A 12,853-nucleotide genomic window follows, 5' to 3' on the forward strand; every position below is an offset into this window, starting at 1 on the left:
AGGACACCCCATGTACAGCAAGGACGGCGAAACCTACTTCATCGTCGACGCGCACGTCGTACTGTGGGACGCGCGCCCCGAGAACCAAAGCAACGTCCACGGTAAACAGTTCATCGACTGTTTCTACGACTACCACCGAAATTTGAGTCCCGAATCCGAGAAGTGGAGCTACGAGGAGTTCCTGCACCAGGGCGGCGAACGACTCATGCGTGACCTGTTCGACGACGGGCACGTGGACCACGCGATTTTTCAGCCCGCACTGCTCGGCGAGTTCTACGAGAACGGTTTCGGCCAGACCGAGGAGGCCTTCGCGCTGGCCGAGAAACACCCGGACAAACTCACCTACAACCACTGCTGGGACCCGCGCTTCGGCGAGGCCGGTCTCAAGCAGCTGCGCGAGGACGCGAAGCGCTTCGGACTCAAGGGGTGCAAGCTCTACACCGCCGAGTGGCGCGGGGAATCACGCGGTTGGAAGCTCGACGACCCGTGGTCGTACCGCTACCTGGAAACGGCGCGGGAACTCGGCATCCGCAACATCCACATCCACAAGGGTCCGACCGTTCGGCCGCTGGACCGGGACGCCTTCGACGTCGCCGACGTCGACAAGGCCGCCACGGACTTCCCGGAACTGAACTTCGTGATCGAGCACGTCGGGCTGCCGAGGCTGGAGGACTTCTGCTGGATCGCCACCCAGGAGCCGAACGTGCACGCGGGGCTGGCGGTGGCGATCCCGTTCATGCACACGCGGCCACGGTACTTCGCCGAGATCATCGGCGAGCTGCTGTACTGGCTCGACGAGGACCGCATCCAGTTCTCCAGCGACTACGCGATCTGGACACCGCGCTGGTTGGTCGAGCGGTTCGTGGACTTCCAGATCCCGGCGGACATGACCGAGTACCCGCCGCTGACCACGGCGCAGAAGAAGAAGATCCTCGGAATCAACGCGGCCGAGATGTACGACATCCCCGTGCCCGCCGAACTCCGGCTGGAACAGCCGCGGCCCGTGGGGGTGGTGTGAATGCGAACCCCCGAGCAGGAGGCCCGCGCCGCACTCGACGCGGTCGTCGACCCCGAACTGGACGAGCCGATCACCGACCTGGGCTTCGTCCGATCGCTGGAGGTCGACGGCGTGCGGATCACCGTGCACCTGCGGCTGCCGACTCCGTTCTGCGCACCGAACTTCGCATACCTTATGGCCTCGGACGCCAAGGACGTGCTCACCGAGCTGCCGTGGAGCGGCGCGGTCACTGTCGAACTCGACGACCACCACGACTCGGAGGTGATCAACCGAGGCCTCGCCGCCGAGGCGGGCTACCGCGGCACGTTCGGCACCGAAGCCGGGACCGACCTCGACGAGCTGCGACTCACGTTCCGCCGCAAGGCCCACACCGCCGCGATGGAACGGGCGCTGACCGGGATGCTGCGCGCCGACCCGAACCTCGCCGAAACCGACCTGCACCGTGTCACCATCGCCGACCTGCCCGACGACGGAGCCACTCGCGCCCTGTTGCGCCGCCGTGCCGCCCTGGAGCTGGGAACCGGTGACACGCAGCCGGTGCTCGTCGACGAGCACGGCACTCCCTACCCACGTGCGGAAATCCCGCTGCGGCTGCGACGGGCGCGTTCCACCCGCATCTCGATCGATGGAAACGCCCACTTCTGCCGCGGATTGCTGCGCACCCGCTATCCCGACGAAGCCCCGGAGAACAAGGAGACCACAGCATGAGGGCCGTACAGGTAGTCGACTACCACCGCGAACCGGAGATGACCGAAGTCGCCGCACCGACCGTCGTCGATCCGCACGACGTGATCGTGCGGATCGGCGGGGCCGGGGTGTGCAGGACCGACATCCACGTCCTCGAAGGACAGTGGGCGGACAAGTCCGGGGTGAAACTGCCCTACACGATCGGGCACGAGAACGCGGGCTGGGTCGAGGCCGTCGGCAGCGCGGTGACGAACGTGCGCGAGGGCGACAAGGTTATCGTCCATCCGATCGTCACCTGCGGGCTGTGCCGGGCGTGCCGATCCGGGGACGACGTGCACTGCACGCGTTCGCTGTTCCCCGGCATCGACACCGCTGGAGGTTACGCCGAGTACCTGCGTACCTCGGCGCGCAGCGTCGTCAGGCTCGACGACGTCCTGGAACCGGCCGAGGTGGCCGCGCTCGCCGACGCGGGGCTGACTGCCTATCACGCGGTCGCCAAGGCGGTGCCGCGGCTGCGTCCGGGAGACAAGTGCGTGATGATCGGCGCGGGCGGGCTCGGCCACATCGGGATCCAGGTGTTCAAGGCCCTCACCGCGGCCGAGCTCGTGGTGCTGGACACCAACCCCGCCGCCGTCGAGCTCGCCCGGACGCTCGGCGCGGACCGGGGCATCGTGGCCGACGGCACACACCTCGAGCAGGTCCTGGAACTGACCGGGGGACACGGGGCCGAGGCAGTGCTCGACTTCGTCGGCGAGGGCGGCAGCACCCGTGAGGGCCTGCGCATGCTGCGCCGGGCGGGTGACTACCACGTCATCGGCTACGGGGAGAACCTAGACGTCGCCACCATCGACGTGATCTCGAGCGAGATCAACATCGTCGGTAACCTCATCGGCAGCTACAACGACCTGTGCGAGCTGATGAACCTCACCGCACGAGGCCTGGTCGGTCTGCGGACCGAACGCTACCGCCTCGACGACTTCCAGACCGCGCTCGACGACCTCGACGCCGGTCGTGTCCGCGGCCGAGCCATTCTCGTGCCCTGACCGGTCGGAATCATCCGTTCGGCCGGAACGACCGAATTTCCGCGGAACCGGTATACCGCGCTCATCGGGCCGAGAAATTTCCAGCTCGCAGAACAGGAACGTATCTGGAGAACTTATGATCCTCATTACCGCGAAGTTCCGCGTCAAACCCGCCTATGCCGACCAGTGGCCCGAGATAGCCGGTGAATTCACCCGAGCGACCCGCGCCGAACCGGGCTGCCTCTGGTACGAGTGGTCCCGCAACGTCGACGACCTCAACGAATACGTTCTGATCGAGGCCTTCCGGGACAGCGAGGCGGGGGAAGCCCACGTCACCTCCGAGCACTTCCGGACCGCACAACGAACGCTGCCGCCCTACCTCTCGGAAACCCCGCTGATCATCAACACGACGGTTCAGCAGAACGACTGGTCCCGACTCGGCGAAATGGCCGTACCGCACCAGGAATAACGCCGTTCGGCACCGAGAACCACCAGGAAATCTTCCGAAACGGAATCAGGAGAAATCATGACCGGACAGGAGAAGTCGTCGAGGACCGCGCTCGTCACCGGCGCGGCCAGAGGAATCGGCAGGGGCATCGCACTGCGGCTCGCCGCTGATGGCCTCGACGTCGCGGTCAACGACATCGATGCCAACAGCGAGCAGCTCGGAGCGGTCGCCGACGAGATCTCGGCGATGGGCGTGAAATCGGCGAGCGTTCCGGCCGACGTGTCCGACCAGGAAGCCGTGCGGACCATGGTCGAGCGCGTGGCCACCGAATTCGGGCAGCTCGACGTCATGGTGGCCAACGCTGGTATCGCCGACGTGAAACCACTGCTGGAGACCACGCCCGAGGACTTCGACCACCTGATGTCGATCAACCTCCGCGGGGTGTATCTCTGCTACACGGCCGCTGCCCGACAAATGATCGCGCAGGGGAGCGGTGGCAAGATCATCGGAGCGGCCTCCATCGTGGCCCACCGGCCGTTCCCCTTGCTCGGTACCTACTCGGCCTCGAAGTGGGGCGTGCGGGGACTTACCCAGTCGGCCGCGATGGAGTGGGCGCAGCACGGCATCACGGTCAACGCCTACTGCCCGGGCATCGTCGGCACCGCGATGTGGGATCACATCGACGAGAAACTGGCCGAGAACGAGGGGCTGCGCAAAGGCGCGGCGATCGAGAAGTACTCGGAACTGATCCACCTCGGCAGGGTCTCGGTTCCCGAGGACGTGGCCGGTTTCGTGTCCTACCTGGCCTCGCCCGACTCCGACTACATGACCGGGCAGTCCGTGATGATCGACGGCGGGGTCCAGTTCGCCTGAACTGACACGGTTCGAAGGAGCTACGAAGCCGATCGCGGGGTTGGTCGGGAGGTGTCCCGCCGACCCCGCGCCCGCACGTTCCGCACCGAGTCCCACCGCAGCCGCGTGCTGAGGCCCTGGCTCGGAGACTCCTGCCGAGCTCACCTCACCGGCCGACTGGTCCGAGAGCAGGGCATTCACCGTGACCCGGTGCGTGGCGCACCTTTCTCGTGGTGCTCACTGGAAGCCCCATCCCGAATTACTGCATATGATGTTCTCGTTCGAACTGCGGTCCCAGGTGCACGGGAACCCGTTCAGCGTGCTGTTCTCGTAGTAGTTCTTGTTGCACTGGCCCCACTGGCCGCTGCTGAGGCTGTTGACGCAGAATCCGGACCTGTAAAGGCTCCCGCTGCGGAGGTTTTCCCAGTACACGACCGCCGAAGCTCCGTCGGAAGCCTGGTCCTGAACCCACCAGTGATCGCCCGCTGCTTCGTAACAGATCTCCACCGCCGGCACTGAGTGACAGACCAGCTCCGAACGGGGTGGGAGATTTCCCGCCACCGCATAGTTCAGCTCCGCATCGGCAGCGGCTTCGACACCGGTTGCTCCACTCGAAACCGGTGCAACACGCTCAACGTCGGCAGTGGCGACCCCTGGAATAGCGGCACCGAACACCGCGGCGAGCGTCATCGACAGTGTCAGCAATATCGCTCTGGTTCTACTCATCTGAACGTACCTCACTCCTCGAGAAGTGATTTCACGCGGACCTTCGTCGAGGATGGTTTCAGTAGAACGCCGCTTATAGAATCCGCTGAAAGGGTAGTTGATTCCGCCGAAAAGGTTCGTTTTGTCGGGTTGATCGGTTTGTTCGAGGCGAGTGATCCCGGCGCGTGGGGTGAATACATCCTTCACCGGAGGCTCCATCACGACCTGTGTCCGCAGGACGCGACCGAATCCCACGCCCCCACTCGGCAGGCCGCCGCATCAGGAGAAACTCACGTGTGGTGGTGCTTTCGAAGCATCGTGGCTTCCTTACAGCTCAGGCCCGATGGGTTCTTGCCGATTCGTTAACTCCGCATCCCGAGGGACTCGTAGCGTGTTGTCGAACGTGGCGTAAACCGCCACACGAGACGTCTGTCGACGGCTCGGCTCCGTCAGTGCGGGGTGTTCTCGCGGAGCAGGGCGTGTCGTTGCTCGGGAGGGCGGCCGGGGCAGGAGGTGCACTTGTCCTCGCCGGGTGCCCGGTAGAGCAGGCAGCACGAGGTTCGTTTGGTGAACAGCCGGGTGGTCCTCGCCGGTGATTCGATCCCGGTGTAGCGCGGTGCGGGCATCGGAGCGTTCATGGCCGCGACCAGCGGTTCGGCCAGTGCGGTGGCGCGGTCAGCAGCACCATGTGCACGGCCTGCCCAGAGCAGGCACCCGGCGAGGGCGTCGGTCGCGATCGCCCAGAGAGGACGTTGCCGTATCCCGGCGGTGGCGGCCACCGAGGCGATGTTCCGGTCGAAGGTCCGCCGCAGCGCTTGGGCCAGTGATTCCAGCGGGTCGCTGCCGGGAAGCACGTTCACCGAGGTGACCCCGGACAGCCTGCTGTCCGGCTGCCAGTGCAGCCGCAGGTCCTCCAGCCGGGGCGACAGCGCCTCACCGGTGACGACGTACGAGGCGACCGACGGCGCGATCAGTTTGCTCGACGTCGAGAACCACCACAGGGTGGCCAGCACGCGTGCGTCGTCGGTGTGCCAGATCCGGCCGCGCAACCGCAGCTGCTCGCTCATCCAGTCGGGGTCCTCGACGAGAGAGGCGGGTACCTGCTCGCAGTGCTCGTCGGTGAGCAGCCGAGCGTGCTCGGTGGGGTTCATCCCGTTCAGCGTGCGGGTGAGTAGTTGGTCTGCGCGCGTGCTCATGATTCTCCTGGAGGCCGAAGGCAGTACGCGATCTGCGCGGCAACGGGTCAGTTTCCGAAGAGCACGGTCGGAGCTCCCGTGCGGGGGTGGGTGCCGATCTCGGCGGGTACGCCGTACACCTCGGACAGCAGCGATTCGGTGAACACCTCCCCGGGAGTTCCGAGGGCCATTACTTCCCCCGCCGCCAGCAGGCAAATCCGGTCGCAGAATCGAGCGGCCAGGTTCAGGTCGTGCAGCGCCGCCAGGGTCGTCACGTTCAGCCGGCGCACGAGTGCCAGCACATCGAACTGGTGCCGCATGTCCAAGTGGTTGGTGGGCTCGTCGAGTACCAGCATCCCCGGTTCCTGCACCAGGGCCCGGGCGATGAGCACCCGCTGCTTCTCCCCGCCGGAGAGCTGGGCGAACGGACGGTGGGCCATCTCGGCCATCTCGACCATTTCCAGCGACACGGTCACGATCCGCTCGTCGCCGAGGCGATCCCCGCCGATCCTCCGCCGGTGCGGCGCGCGGCCCATCGCGGCCACATCGTGGGCGGTCAGCTCGAACTCGGCCGGAGCCTCCTGCGGCAGGGCGGCCAGCCGACGTGCCAACATTCGGCGTGGTATCCGGAACACGTCCGCTCCGTCGAGCAGCACCTGCCCCTCGGTGGGCCGCAGTTGCCGGTAGGCCGCGCGCAGCAGCGTCGACTTTCCGGCCCCGTTGGGGCCGACCACACCGACCACTTCCCCTGGCGCCGCGCTCAGCGAGACCCCCGACACGACTCGCCGCCCTCCGGCGTCGCAGGAGATGTCCCGGATGTCCAGCTCGGCCGGTCGCACTTCGTGGTGACTCATCGGTCCGCCTTTTCCCGGCGCGCCTGGCGACGCAGCAGCCACACGAAGAACGGACCGCCGCACAGCGCCGTGAGCACCCCGAGCTGGATCTCCTGCGGCGTTGCCACGGTTCGGGCGGCGAGATCGGCGAGGATCAGGAACGTGGCCCCCAGCAGTGCCGCGGTCGGCAGTACGCGCCGGTGGTCCGCCCCGACCAGCATGCGCACCGCGTGCGGCACCATCAGGCCGACGAACCCGATGGCACCGCTGACCGCCACCATCGCGCCGGTCATCAGCGAGACCAGCACGAACATTCCGGCGCGGAAGCGATGCACGTCCAACCCCAGGATTCCTGCGGACTCCTCGCCCGCGAGCAGCAGGTTCAGCGAACCGGACTGCCACAGCAGCACTGCCAGACCGACCAGCACCACGATCGCCGGTATCGGCAGCGTCCGCCACTCCGCCCCGGCGACGCTGCCCAACCGCCAGAACCGGATCGAGGCCAACAGGTGCGGATCGGAGGCGGTGCTCAGCAACAGATCGGTCAGCGCGGACAGCACGTAGGACAACGCCACACCGGCGAGGACGAGGCGGGTGGTGGTCATTCGCCCGCCCGAGTTCGCGAGGGCGTAGACCGCCGCCAGGGTGACCATCGAACCGGCGAACGCGGCCACCATCGGGGTGGCGAGCGTCCCGAGAACCGTGGCGCCGGTAACCAGTAACGTCACGGCGCCCAAGGAGGCTCCAGATGAGATCCCGAGCAGGAAGGGATCTGCGAGCGGGTTGCGAACCAGTGCCTGCAGTGCGGTCCCCACGGCCGAGAGTCCGGCACCGACGATCCCGGCGAGCAACACTCTGGGAAGCCGCACGTCCAGCAGGATCGTGTCGTAGGTGGCCGGCCAATCGGGATCGATCCCTCCCGGAGAAACCCGGTGCACGAGGATGGCGGTCACGTCACTCGGAGGTAGCGAGACCGACCCGACGGCGAGACCGACGACGACGGCGACCACCAGAGCGGCGCCGAGCAGGACCAGTACCAATGGGTAGGAGATCCGGCGCTCACGAGGCGAAACGTGCTCCGGAGCGGGGCGCGTCGATTTCGCTGCCGGGTTCGATTCGACTGCCGGGTTCGTGTCCTCCGACACGGCGTCGGCGGAGCTCCGCACGTTGCCTCCGCTCACCGGAACCGTCCCGGATGCAGTTGCTCGCTCAGCTCGGCCACGGCGCGGGGTACGCGTACTCCCGCCACGGCGGTGGAAAGCGGAAGCACCGCGAACCTCCGGTGCTCGATGGCCGGAACGTTCGCCAGCGCCGGCTTTTTCAGCAGCAGGCGTTTCTTCTGCTCGACCGTGGTCGATCCGTAGTCCAGGATCAGGATTCGTTCGGGACGCCGCTTGATCACCTGTTCCCATGAGACGTCGACGAAGCCGTCTCGCTGGTCGGCGAAGACGTTGCGGCCGCCGGACATCCGGACGATCGCGTCGGCGATCCCGTCACCGCCCGCGGTCAGGGCCGACTTCGTGCCGCTGTCGTAGACGAATACGCTCACCGGTTCCACCTCGCCCAGCTGGTGCTGAGCTTCCGACAGCGTCGCGTTCATACGGTCGATGAGCTCTCGGGCCCGTTCCGGTACGTCGAAGATCTTCGCGATCGTGCGGATCTCCTCGTGTACCTCGGAGATGCCCACCCCTCCATCGGTGCAATTGGCGATGTTCAGGTGAGTCCTGATGCCCGCCTCGCGCAGTCGCTCACGCGAGCGCCCGTCCTGCTGGCCGAAGGCGGAGGTGTAGCCGCCGTAGACGAAGTCGGGTGCCTGTTGCAACAGCGCTTCGTAGGAGGGGTATCGCTCTGCCAGCACCGGAATCCGCCGGTACTCCTCGCGATACTCCGCGAGGATGCGATCGTCCAGGTAGGCGGTACCGACCATGCGATCGGCCAGACCGAGCGCGAGCATGATCTCGGTGGTGTGCTGGTTCATCGTCACCGCGCGTCGCGGAGGGCGCTGGTAGGTCGTGGTCTCTCCGCAGTTGGTGACCGTGACGGGGAACCCGGCCGGGGACTCTTCCCGGGCACCGGCGTTCGTTCGCGCGCCGGTGGTGCCACATCCGGCGATCAGCGCGGTCAGCGTCAGCGCGGCCAACAGCGTGGCGGCGCGGCGTGGTCGGTCGCCTCCGGCGCGGGGCCGGGCGACGATACGTGTCGCCGGGTGGCGCATCGGTCCTCAATCCATCGTCGAGCGATACCTGCGCCGCAGCCGGTCTCCTGGCTTCCGGATCGTCGCGTCCACGTTGCCTTCCCGGCGCTTGGGCCAGTGGCGTAGCTGGTGCGGGGACGCTTCCCGGTCACAGTGGCGAGGACCACGCCGGACTCTCACCGGCTTCCCGTGCACTGCGGCGAAAGCCGAAGTTACACGCTCGATGCGCGATGTTGGACCTTCGCATGACATTACCCACTCAGTCACCCCTGGCGGGACTGCCGGATGTGCGAGCCGAGGTTGGGCTTGTGCTGCGTGGCGGCGCGCGGGACAGCGCATGCACCGGCGAATTGACGTCCTCGGCGGAGAACTCCCCCTATCGGGCAGCGGGATCGACGACCCCCCGGCGGCGCTACCGGGCTCGGTTTGGGTGCGAGCTGGTGCTCGGCTGGCCGGGCGGCCGTGGGTGGACGTGACAGCGCGGAGAGCGCAGGATCCCGGTGGTGGAGCAGCCGAGCCCCGCAGACTTTCGATTGGACAGGAGGAGCATGTCTCTGAGCGACTTCCCACGTCATCCCCTGCTGTTCGGGCCCAGCCCGATCCATCCTCTGGAACGTTTGACCAGCCATCTCGGTGGGGCGCGGGTGTGGGCCAAGCGGGAGGACTGCAACTCCGGCCTCGCCTTCGGCGGCAACAAGACCCGCAAGCTGGAGTACCTGGTTCCGGACGTCCTGGCCAACGAGTCCACCCACCTGGTCTCGATCGGTGGGGTGCAGTCCAATCACACCCGGCAGGTCGCGGCCGTCGCCGCGAAGCTCGGGTTGCGGGCCCGTCTGGTCCAGGAGAGCTGGGTCGACTGGCCCGACGCGGTCAACGACCGGGTCGGAAACATCCAGCTCTCACGCATCATGGGCGCGCAGGTCCAGCTCACCGATGCCGACTTCGACATCGGCTTCAAGCAGAGCTGGCAGAACGCGTTGGAGGAGATCCGCGCGGAAGGAGGCACGCCGTACGCGATCCCGGCCGGTGCCTCCGACCACCCGCTCGGCGGGCTCGGGTTCGCCAACTGGGCCCACGAGGTCGCCGAGCAGGAACGGGAGCTCGGCGTCTTCTTCGACACCATCGTGGTCTGCAGCGTCACCGGTTCCACGCACGCCGGCATGATCGCCGGTTTCGCCGAGCAGGAACGGCCCCGCCGGGTCCTCGGGATCGACGCCTCCGCGAAGATCGACAGCACCCGCACTCAGGTCGACCGGATCGCGCGAGACACGGCGGAGAAGATCGGGCTGGGCCGGGAGCTGTGGGACGAGGAGATCACCGTGCTCGAGGGGTGGGCGGGTGAGCACTACGGGATCCCCGTGGAGTCGACGCTGGAAGCGATCCGGCTGACCGGCAGGCTCGAGGGCGTCATCCTCGACCCGGTTTACGAGGGCAAATCGATGGCGGGGCTCATCGATCTCGTCACCTCCGGCGAGATCGGACCGGACAGCAACGTGCTCTACGCACACCTCGGTGGCCAACCCGCCCTGAACGCCTACAGCGCCCTGTTCCGGAACTGACCCACGACGTCGGCCGCGGCAGTGACGCACCGGTGCCAGCGGCGCCACGGATACCTGGAGCCAATGCGACTCCACGGTAAGCCGAGAACACGGAGTCGCCGGACCCGATGTGGTCCGTTCCGAACGCACGCCGTGCCTGTTCGGGTTTTGGCGCCGTGGTCGAGCCGTCGGGGCGGCCCGAGGTGTGCCGAGGGCTTCGCGGGACCGCGCTCGCAGGGTAGCGATGCGTCTCCGTCTCCCCACCACAGCCGGAGAGGAGATGTCCACCCGTCGCGTTCACGAGGTTTCGAGGGGCGAACGACGGTTCGCGCTCATCCGCCGGTGGCGCGGCGTTCGGCCGTGCGTCACCGCCACGCCAACCGTGGTGACCAGGCTGGCAGCGAACACAACCAGCCAGGATAGCCCCGTTGGGAGAGCACTGTGGACACCGATTCCGAACACCGCGACGTCACCCGTCGCGGCCTGTTCCGCGCCGTCGCGGGCACCTCCGTCGCGATCGCCACCTCGTCGGTCACCGCCACCTCGTCGGTCACCGCCACCGGTGCCGCGGCCGACGCGCGAAGCGGGTGGCACGGCCACTCCGACACCGGCACCCGCTTCACCCTTGCCGTCATGCCCGACACGCAGTACCTGATCGACGAGGGAGGTTCCGACCCCGAACCGGTGCGCGCGGGACTGCTGTGGGTGGCGGAACATGCTCGGAAGCAGGACATCGCCTTTCTCGCCCATCTCGGTGATGTCAGCGAACACGGCACCGAGCGAGAAATGCGGATCGCCGATCAGGCATTCCGCGGCATTGGCCACCGGATGCCCTACAGCGTGCTGGGCGGCAACCACGACGTGTCGGGCGACGATCAGCGCGGCGACACGCCCTATCTGCGCACGTTCGGACCGGACCGGTTCGCCCGGATGGACACGTACGGCGGCTCCTCGCCGGACGGCTACAACAGCTATCACGTCTTCGAGGGTGGTGGTCGGAGCTGGCTACTGCTCGCGCTGGACTGGCGGGTCTCCGATCACGGAGTGCGGTGGGCGCGGGGCGTGCTGGACAAGCACCCCGAACTGCCGACGATCCTGACCACCCACGACCTGGTGTGGGCCGAGGAGGACGGGACGGCCCACCTTTCCGAGCACGGGCAACGGTTGTGGGAGGGGCTCATCCGCGGCAACGACCAGATCTTCCTGGCGCTCGGCGGCCACTACTGGCCCTGCGGGCGCACCACGCTGACCAACGACGCGGGCAACGCCGTGCACCTGCACCTTGTCAACTATCAGGACTACTACTACGGCGGCGCCGGGATGATCCGGCTGTACTCGTTCGATCCGGTGCGCGGCATGATCGACGTGGCGACGTTCTCGCCGTGGTTGCGCGAACAGCACGCCGCACGGCGCTCGCCGCTGGAGGCCGCGAACGTTGAACTCACCACGAACTCGGACCGATTCGGCGTCGAGCTCGACTTCGCGGAGCGGTTCGCGGGATTCGCACCACCGACCTCGTCGCCGCAGCGACCGGCAGCGGAGGTGGTGCACCGCGACACCGTGGCCTACTGGCGGTTCGACCGCTCGGGGTTCGACGTCGGGAACGACGGTGCCCCGGTGGCGGTGGGAGCGGTCGCCCGGGATCTCAGCGGCAACGGCAACGACCTGACCGTGCAGCGCCTGCACGGCGGGCCGCCGGAGGTGCTGACCTTCTCCGGCGAGCACCACGACGCCGCGCCCGCGCACGCGAGTCTGTGGTTCGACGGCGGCCAGAGCCCCAACAGGGGAGGGGTGCTGCGGGCGAAGCGGGGCGCGCCGATCAACAGCGCGGGGTTCACCCAGGGGTACACCATCGAGACGTTCCTCAAGTTGCCCGAGCCGTTCCGGGGTTCGCACGCCTGGATGGGCATCTTCGGCTGGGAGGGCCGCGCGGGGGACGCGGGCAAGGACGGGGGCTACTCGACCGACGACGCGCCGTGCGGCCTGGCCCTGTCCGGCGAGCGGTTCCTGCAGTACGTGGTGTACCCGCACAACCGCGATGACGACCCCACGTGCTGGAGCCACACGCTGCCCCTCGGGCAGTGGGTGCACGTGGCCGTGGTCAACGACGCTCGGCACACCACCGTGTACGTGGACCGGTCGAAGGTCGCGCGCAACGCCGCCGCTCGGTCGAAGGGAATCACCACGCTCGGCGAGCCGTTCGCGCTCGGGGCCAAGCAGAGCGCGGGGCGCTACGGCCAGGGTTTCCACGGCTCGCTGGGTGACACCCGGATCACCGCTCGCGCGCTGCGGCCCGAGGAGTTCCTCAGCGCGGTGAGCTCGGACAGCGGGCGGGGGCGTTGAGCGAGAGGAGGACCTGAAGCACGGGCGGGCCACGAGCG

12 protein-coding genes and 1 riboswitch are annotated in these 12,853 nt (G+C 67.5%); of the genes, 7 read left to right on the forward strand and 5 right to left on the reverse strand.

Annotation, left to right across the window (positions count from 1 at the left end; genetic code table 11):
* Nucleotides 1–10: 10 nt before the first annotated feature.
* The 5 genes from ACOQFL_RS16445 (at nucleotide 11) to ACOQFL_RS16465 (ending at nucleotide 4,048) form a co-directional block, all read left to right on the forward strand.
* A complete protein-coding gene (locus ACOQFL_RS16445) occupies nucleotides 11–1,018 on the forward strand; it encodes an amidohydrolase family protein (RefSeq protein WP_435545057.1) in 1,008 nt (335 codons plus the stop codon).
* Nucleotides 1,019–1,726 carry an iron-sulfur cluster assembly protein gene (locus tag ACOQFL_RS16450; RefSeq protein WP_435545058.1) on the forward strand — a complete coding sequence of 236 codons (708 nt, stop codon included), beginning with the start codon at nucleotides 1,019–1,021 and terminating at the stop codon, nucleotides 1,724–1,726.
* The gene (locus ACOQFL_RS16455) at nucleotides 1,723–2,748 is read left to right on the forward strand and encodes an NAD(P)-dependent alcohol dehydrogenase (protein ID WP_435545059.1); all 1,026 of its coding nucleotides are present in this window, start codon (nucleotides 1,723–1,725) and stop codon (nucleotides 2,746–2,748) included. Before ACOQFL_RS16450 ends, ACOQFL_RS16455 begins: the two co-directional genes overlap by 4 nt.
* Before the next feature lie 115 nt (nucleotides 2,749–2,863).
* A complete protein-coding gene (locus ACOQFL_RS16460; protein WP_435545060.1) occupies nucleotides 2,864–3,196 on the forward strand; it encodes a putative quinol monooxygenase in 333 nt (110 codons plus the stop codon).
* A 57-nt stretch (nucleotides 3,197–3,253) separates the two neighbouring features.
* Nucleotides 3,254–4,048: an acetoin reductase gene (locus ACOQFL_RS16465; protein WP_435545061.1), complete on the forward strand. Its 795-nt coding sequence runs from the start codon at nucleotides 3,254–3,256 to the stop codon at nucleotides 4,046–4,048.
* A 216-nt stretch (nucleotides 4,049–4,264) separates the two neighbouring features.
* Here ACOQFL_RS16465 and ACOQFL_RS16470 read toward each other — a convergent pair whose 3' ends face one another.
* The 5 genes from ACOQFL_RS16470 to ACOQFL_RS16490 all read right to left on the reverse strand — a co-directional run bounded on the left by ACOQFL_RS16470 (nucleotide 4,265) and on the right by ACOQFL_RS16490 (nucleotide 8,955).
* On the reverse strand, nucleotides 4,265–4,939 hold the full coding sequence (locus ACOQFL_RS16470) for a hypothetical protein (protein WP_435545062.1): 675 nt from the start codon (nucleotides 4,937–4,939) through the stop codon (nucleotides 4,265–4,267).
* Between the two features lie 242 nt (nucleotides 4,940–5,181).
* A complete protein-coding gene (locus ACOQFL_RS16475) occupies nucleotides 5,182–5,928 on the reverse strand; it encodes a (2Fe-2S)-binding protein (protein WP_435545063.1) in 747 nt (248 codons plus the stop codon).
* 47 nt (nucleotides 5,929–5,975) lie between these two features.
* Nucleotides 5,976–6,761 carry an ABC transporter ATP-binding protein gene (locus tag ACOQFL_RS16480; RefSeq protein ID WP_435545064.1) on the reverse strand — a complete coding sequence of 262 codons (786 nt, stop codon included), beginning with the start codon at nucleotides 6,759–6,761 and terminating at the stop codon, nucleotides 5,976–5,978.
* Nucleotides 6,758–7,906 carry a FecCD family ABC transporter permease gene (locus tag ACOQFL_RS16485; protein ID WP_503169961.1) on the reverse strand — a complete coding sequence of 383 codons (1,149 nt, stop codon included), beginning with the start codon at nucleotides 7,904–7,906 and terminating at the stop codon, nucleotides 6,758–6,760. Before ACOQFL_RS16485 ends, ACOQFL_RS16480 begins: the two co-directional genes overlap by 4 nt.
* 11 nt (nucleotides 7,907–7,917) lie before the next feature.
* Complete coding sequence (locus ACOQFL_RS16490; RefSeq protein WP_435545065.1) at nucleotides 7,918–8,955, reverse strand: ABC transporter substrate-binding protein; 1,038 nt, start codon at nucleotides 8,953–8,955, stop codon at nucleotides 7,918–7,920.
* A 20-nt stretch (nucleotides 8,956–8,975) separates the two neighbouring features.
* Nucleotides 8,976–9,148: riboswitch (cobalamin riboswitch) on the reverse strand.
* Nucleotides 9,149–9,482: 334 nt separating this feature from the next.
* Here ACOQFL_RS16490 and ACOQFL_RS16495 point away from each other — a divergent pair.
* Both ACOQFL_RS16495 and ACOQFL_RS16500 read left to right on the forward strand, forming a co-directional pair.
* Nucleotides 9,483–10,493 carry a 1-aminocyclopropane-1-carboxylate deaminase gene (locus tag ACOQFL_RS16495; RefSeq protein WP_435545066.1) on the forward strand — a complete coding sequence of 337 codons (1,011 nt, stop codon included), beginning with the start codon at nucleotides 9,483–9,485 and terminating at the stop codon, nucleotides 10,491–10,493.
* A gap of 420 nt (nucleotides 10,494–10,913) precedes the next feature.
* Nucleotides 10,914–12,815 carry a LamG-like jellyroll fold domain-containing protein gene (locus ACOQFL_RS16500; protein WP_435545067.1) on the forward strand — a complete coding sequence of 634 codons (1,902 nt, stop codon included), beginning with the start codon at nucleotides 10,914–10,916 and terminating at the stop codon, nucleotides 12,813–12,815.
* The last annotated feature ends 38 nt before the right edge of the window (nucleotides 12,816–12,853 follow it).

Origin of the sequence: Actinopolyspora sabaoui, from assembly GCF_051225635.1 — a bacterium.
Classification (GTDB): Bacteria; Actinomycetota; Actinomycetes; order Mycobacteriales; family Pseudonocardiaceae; genus Actinopolyspora.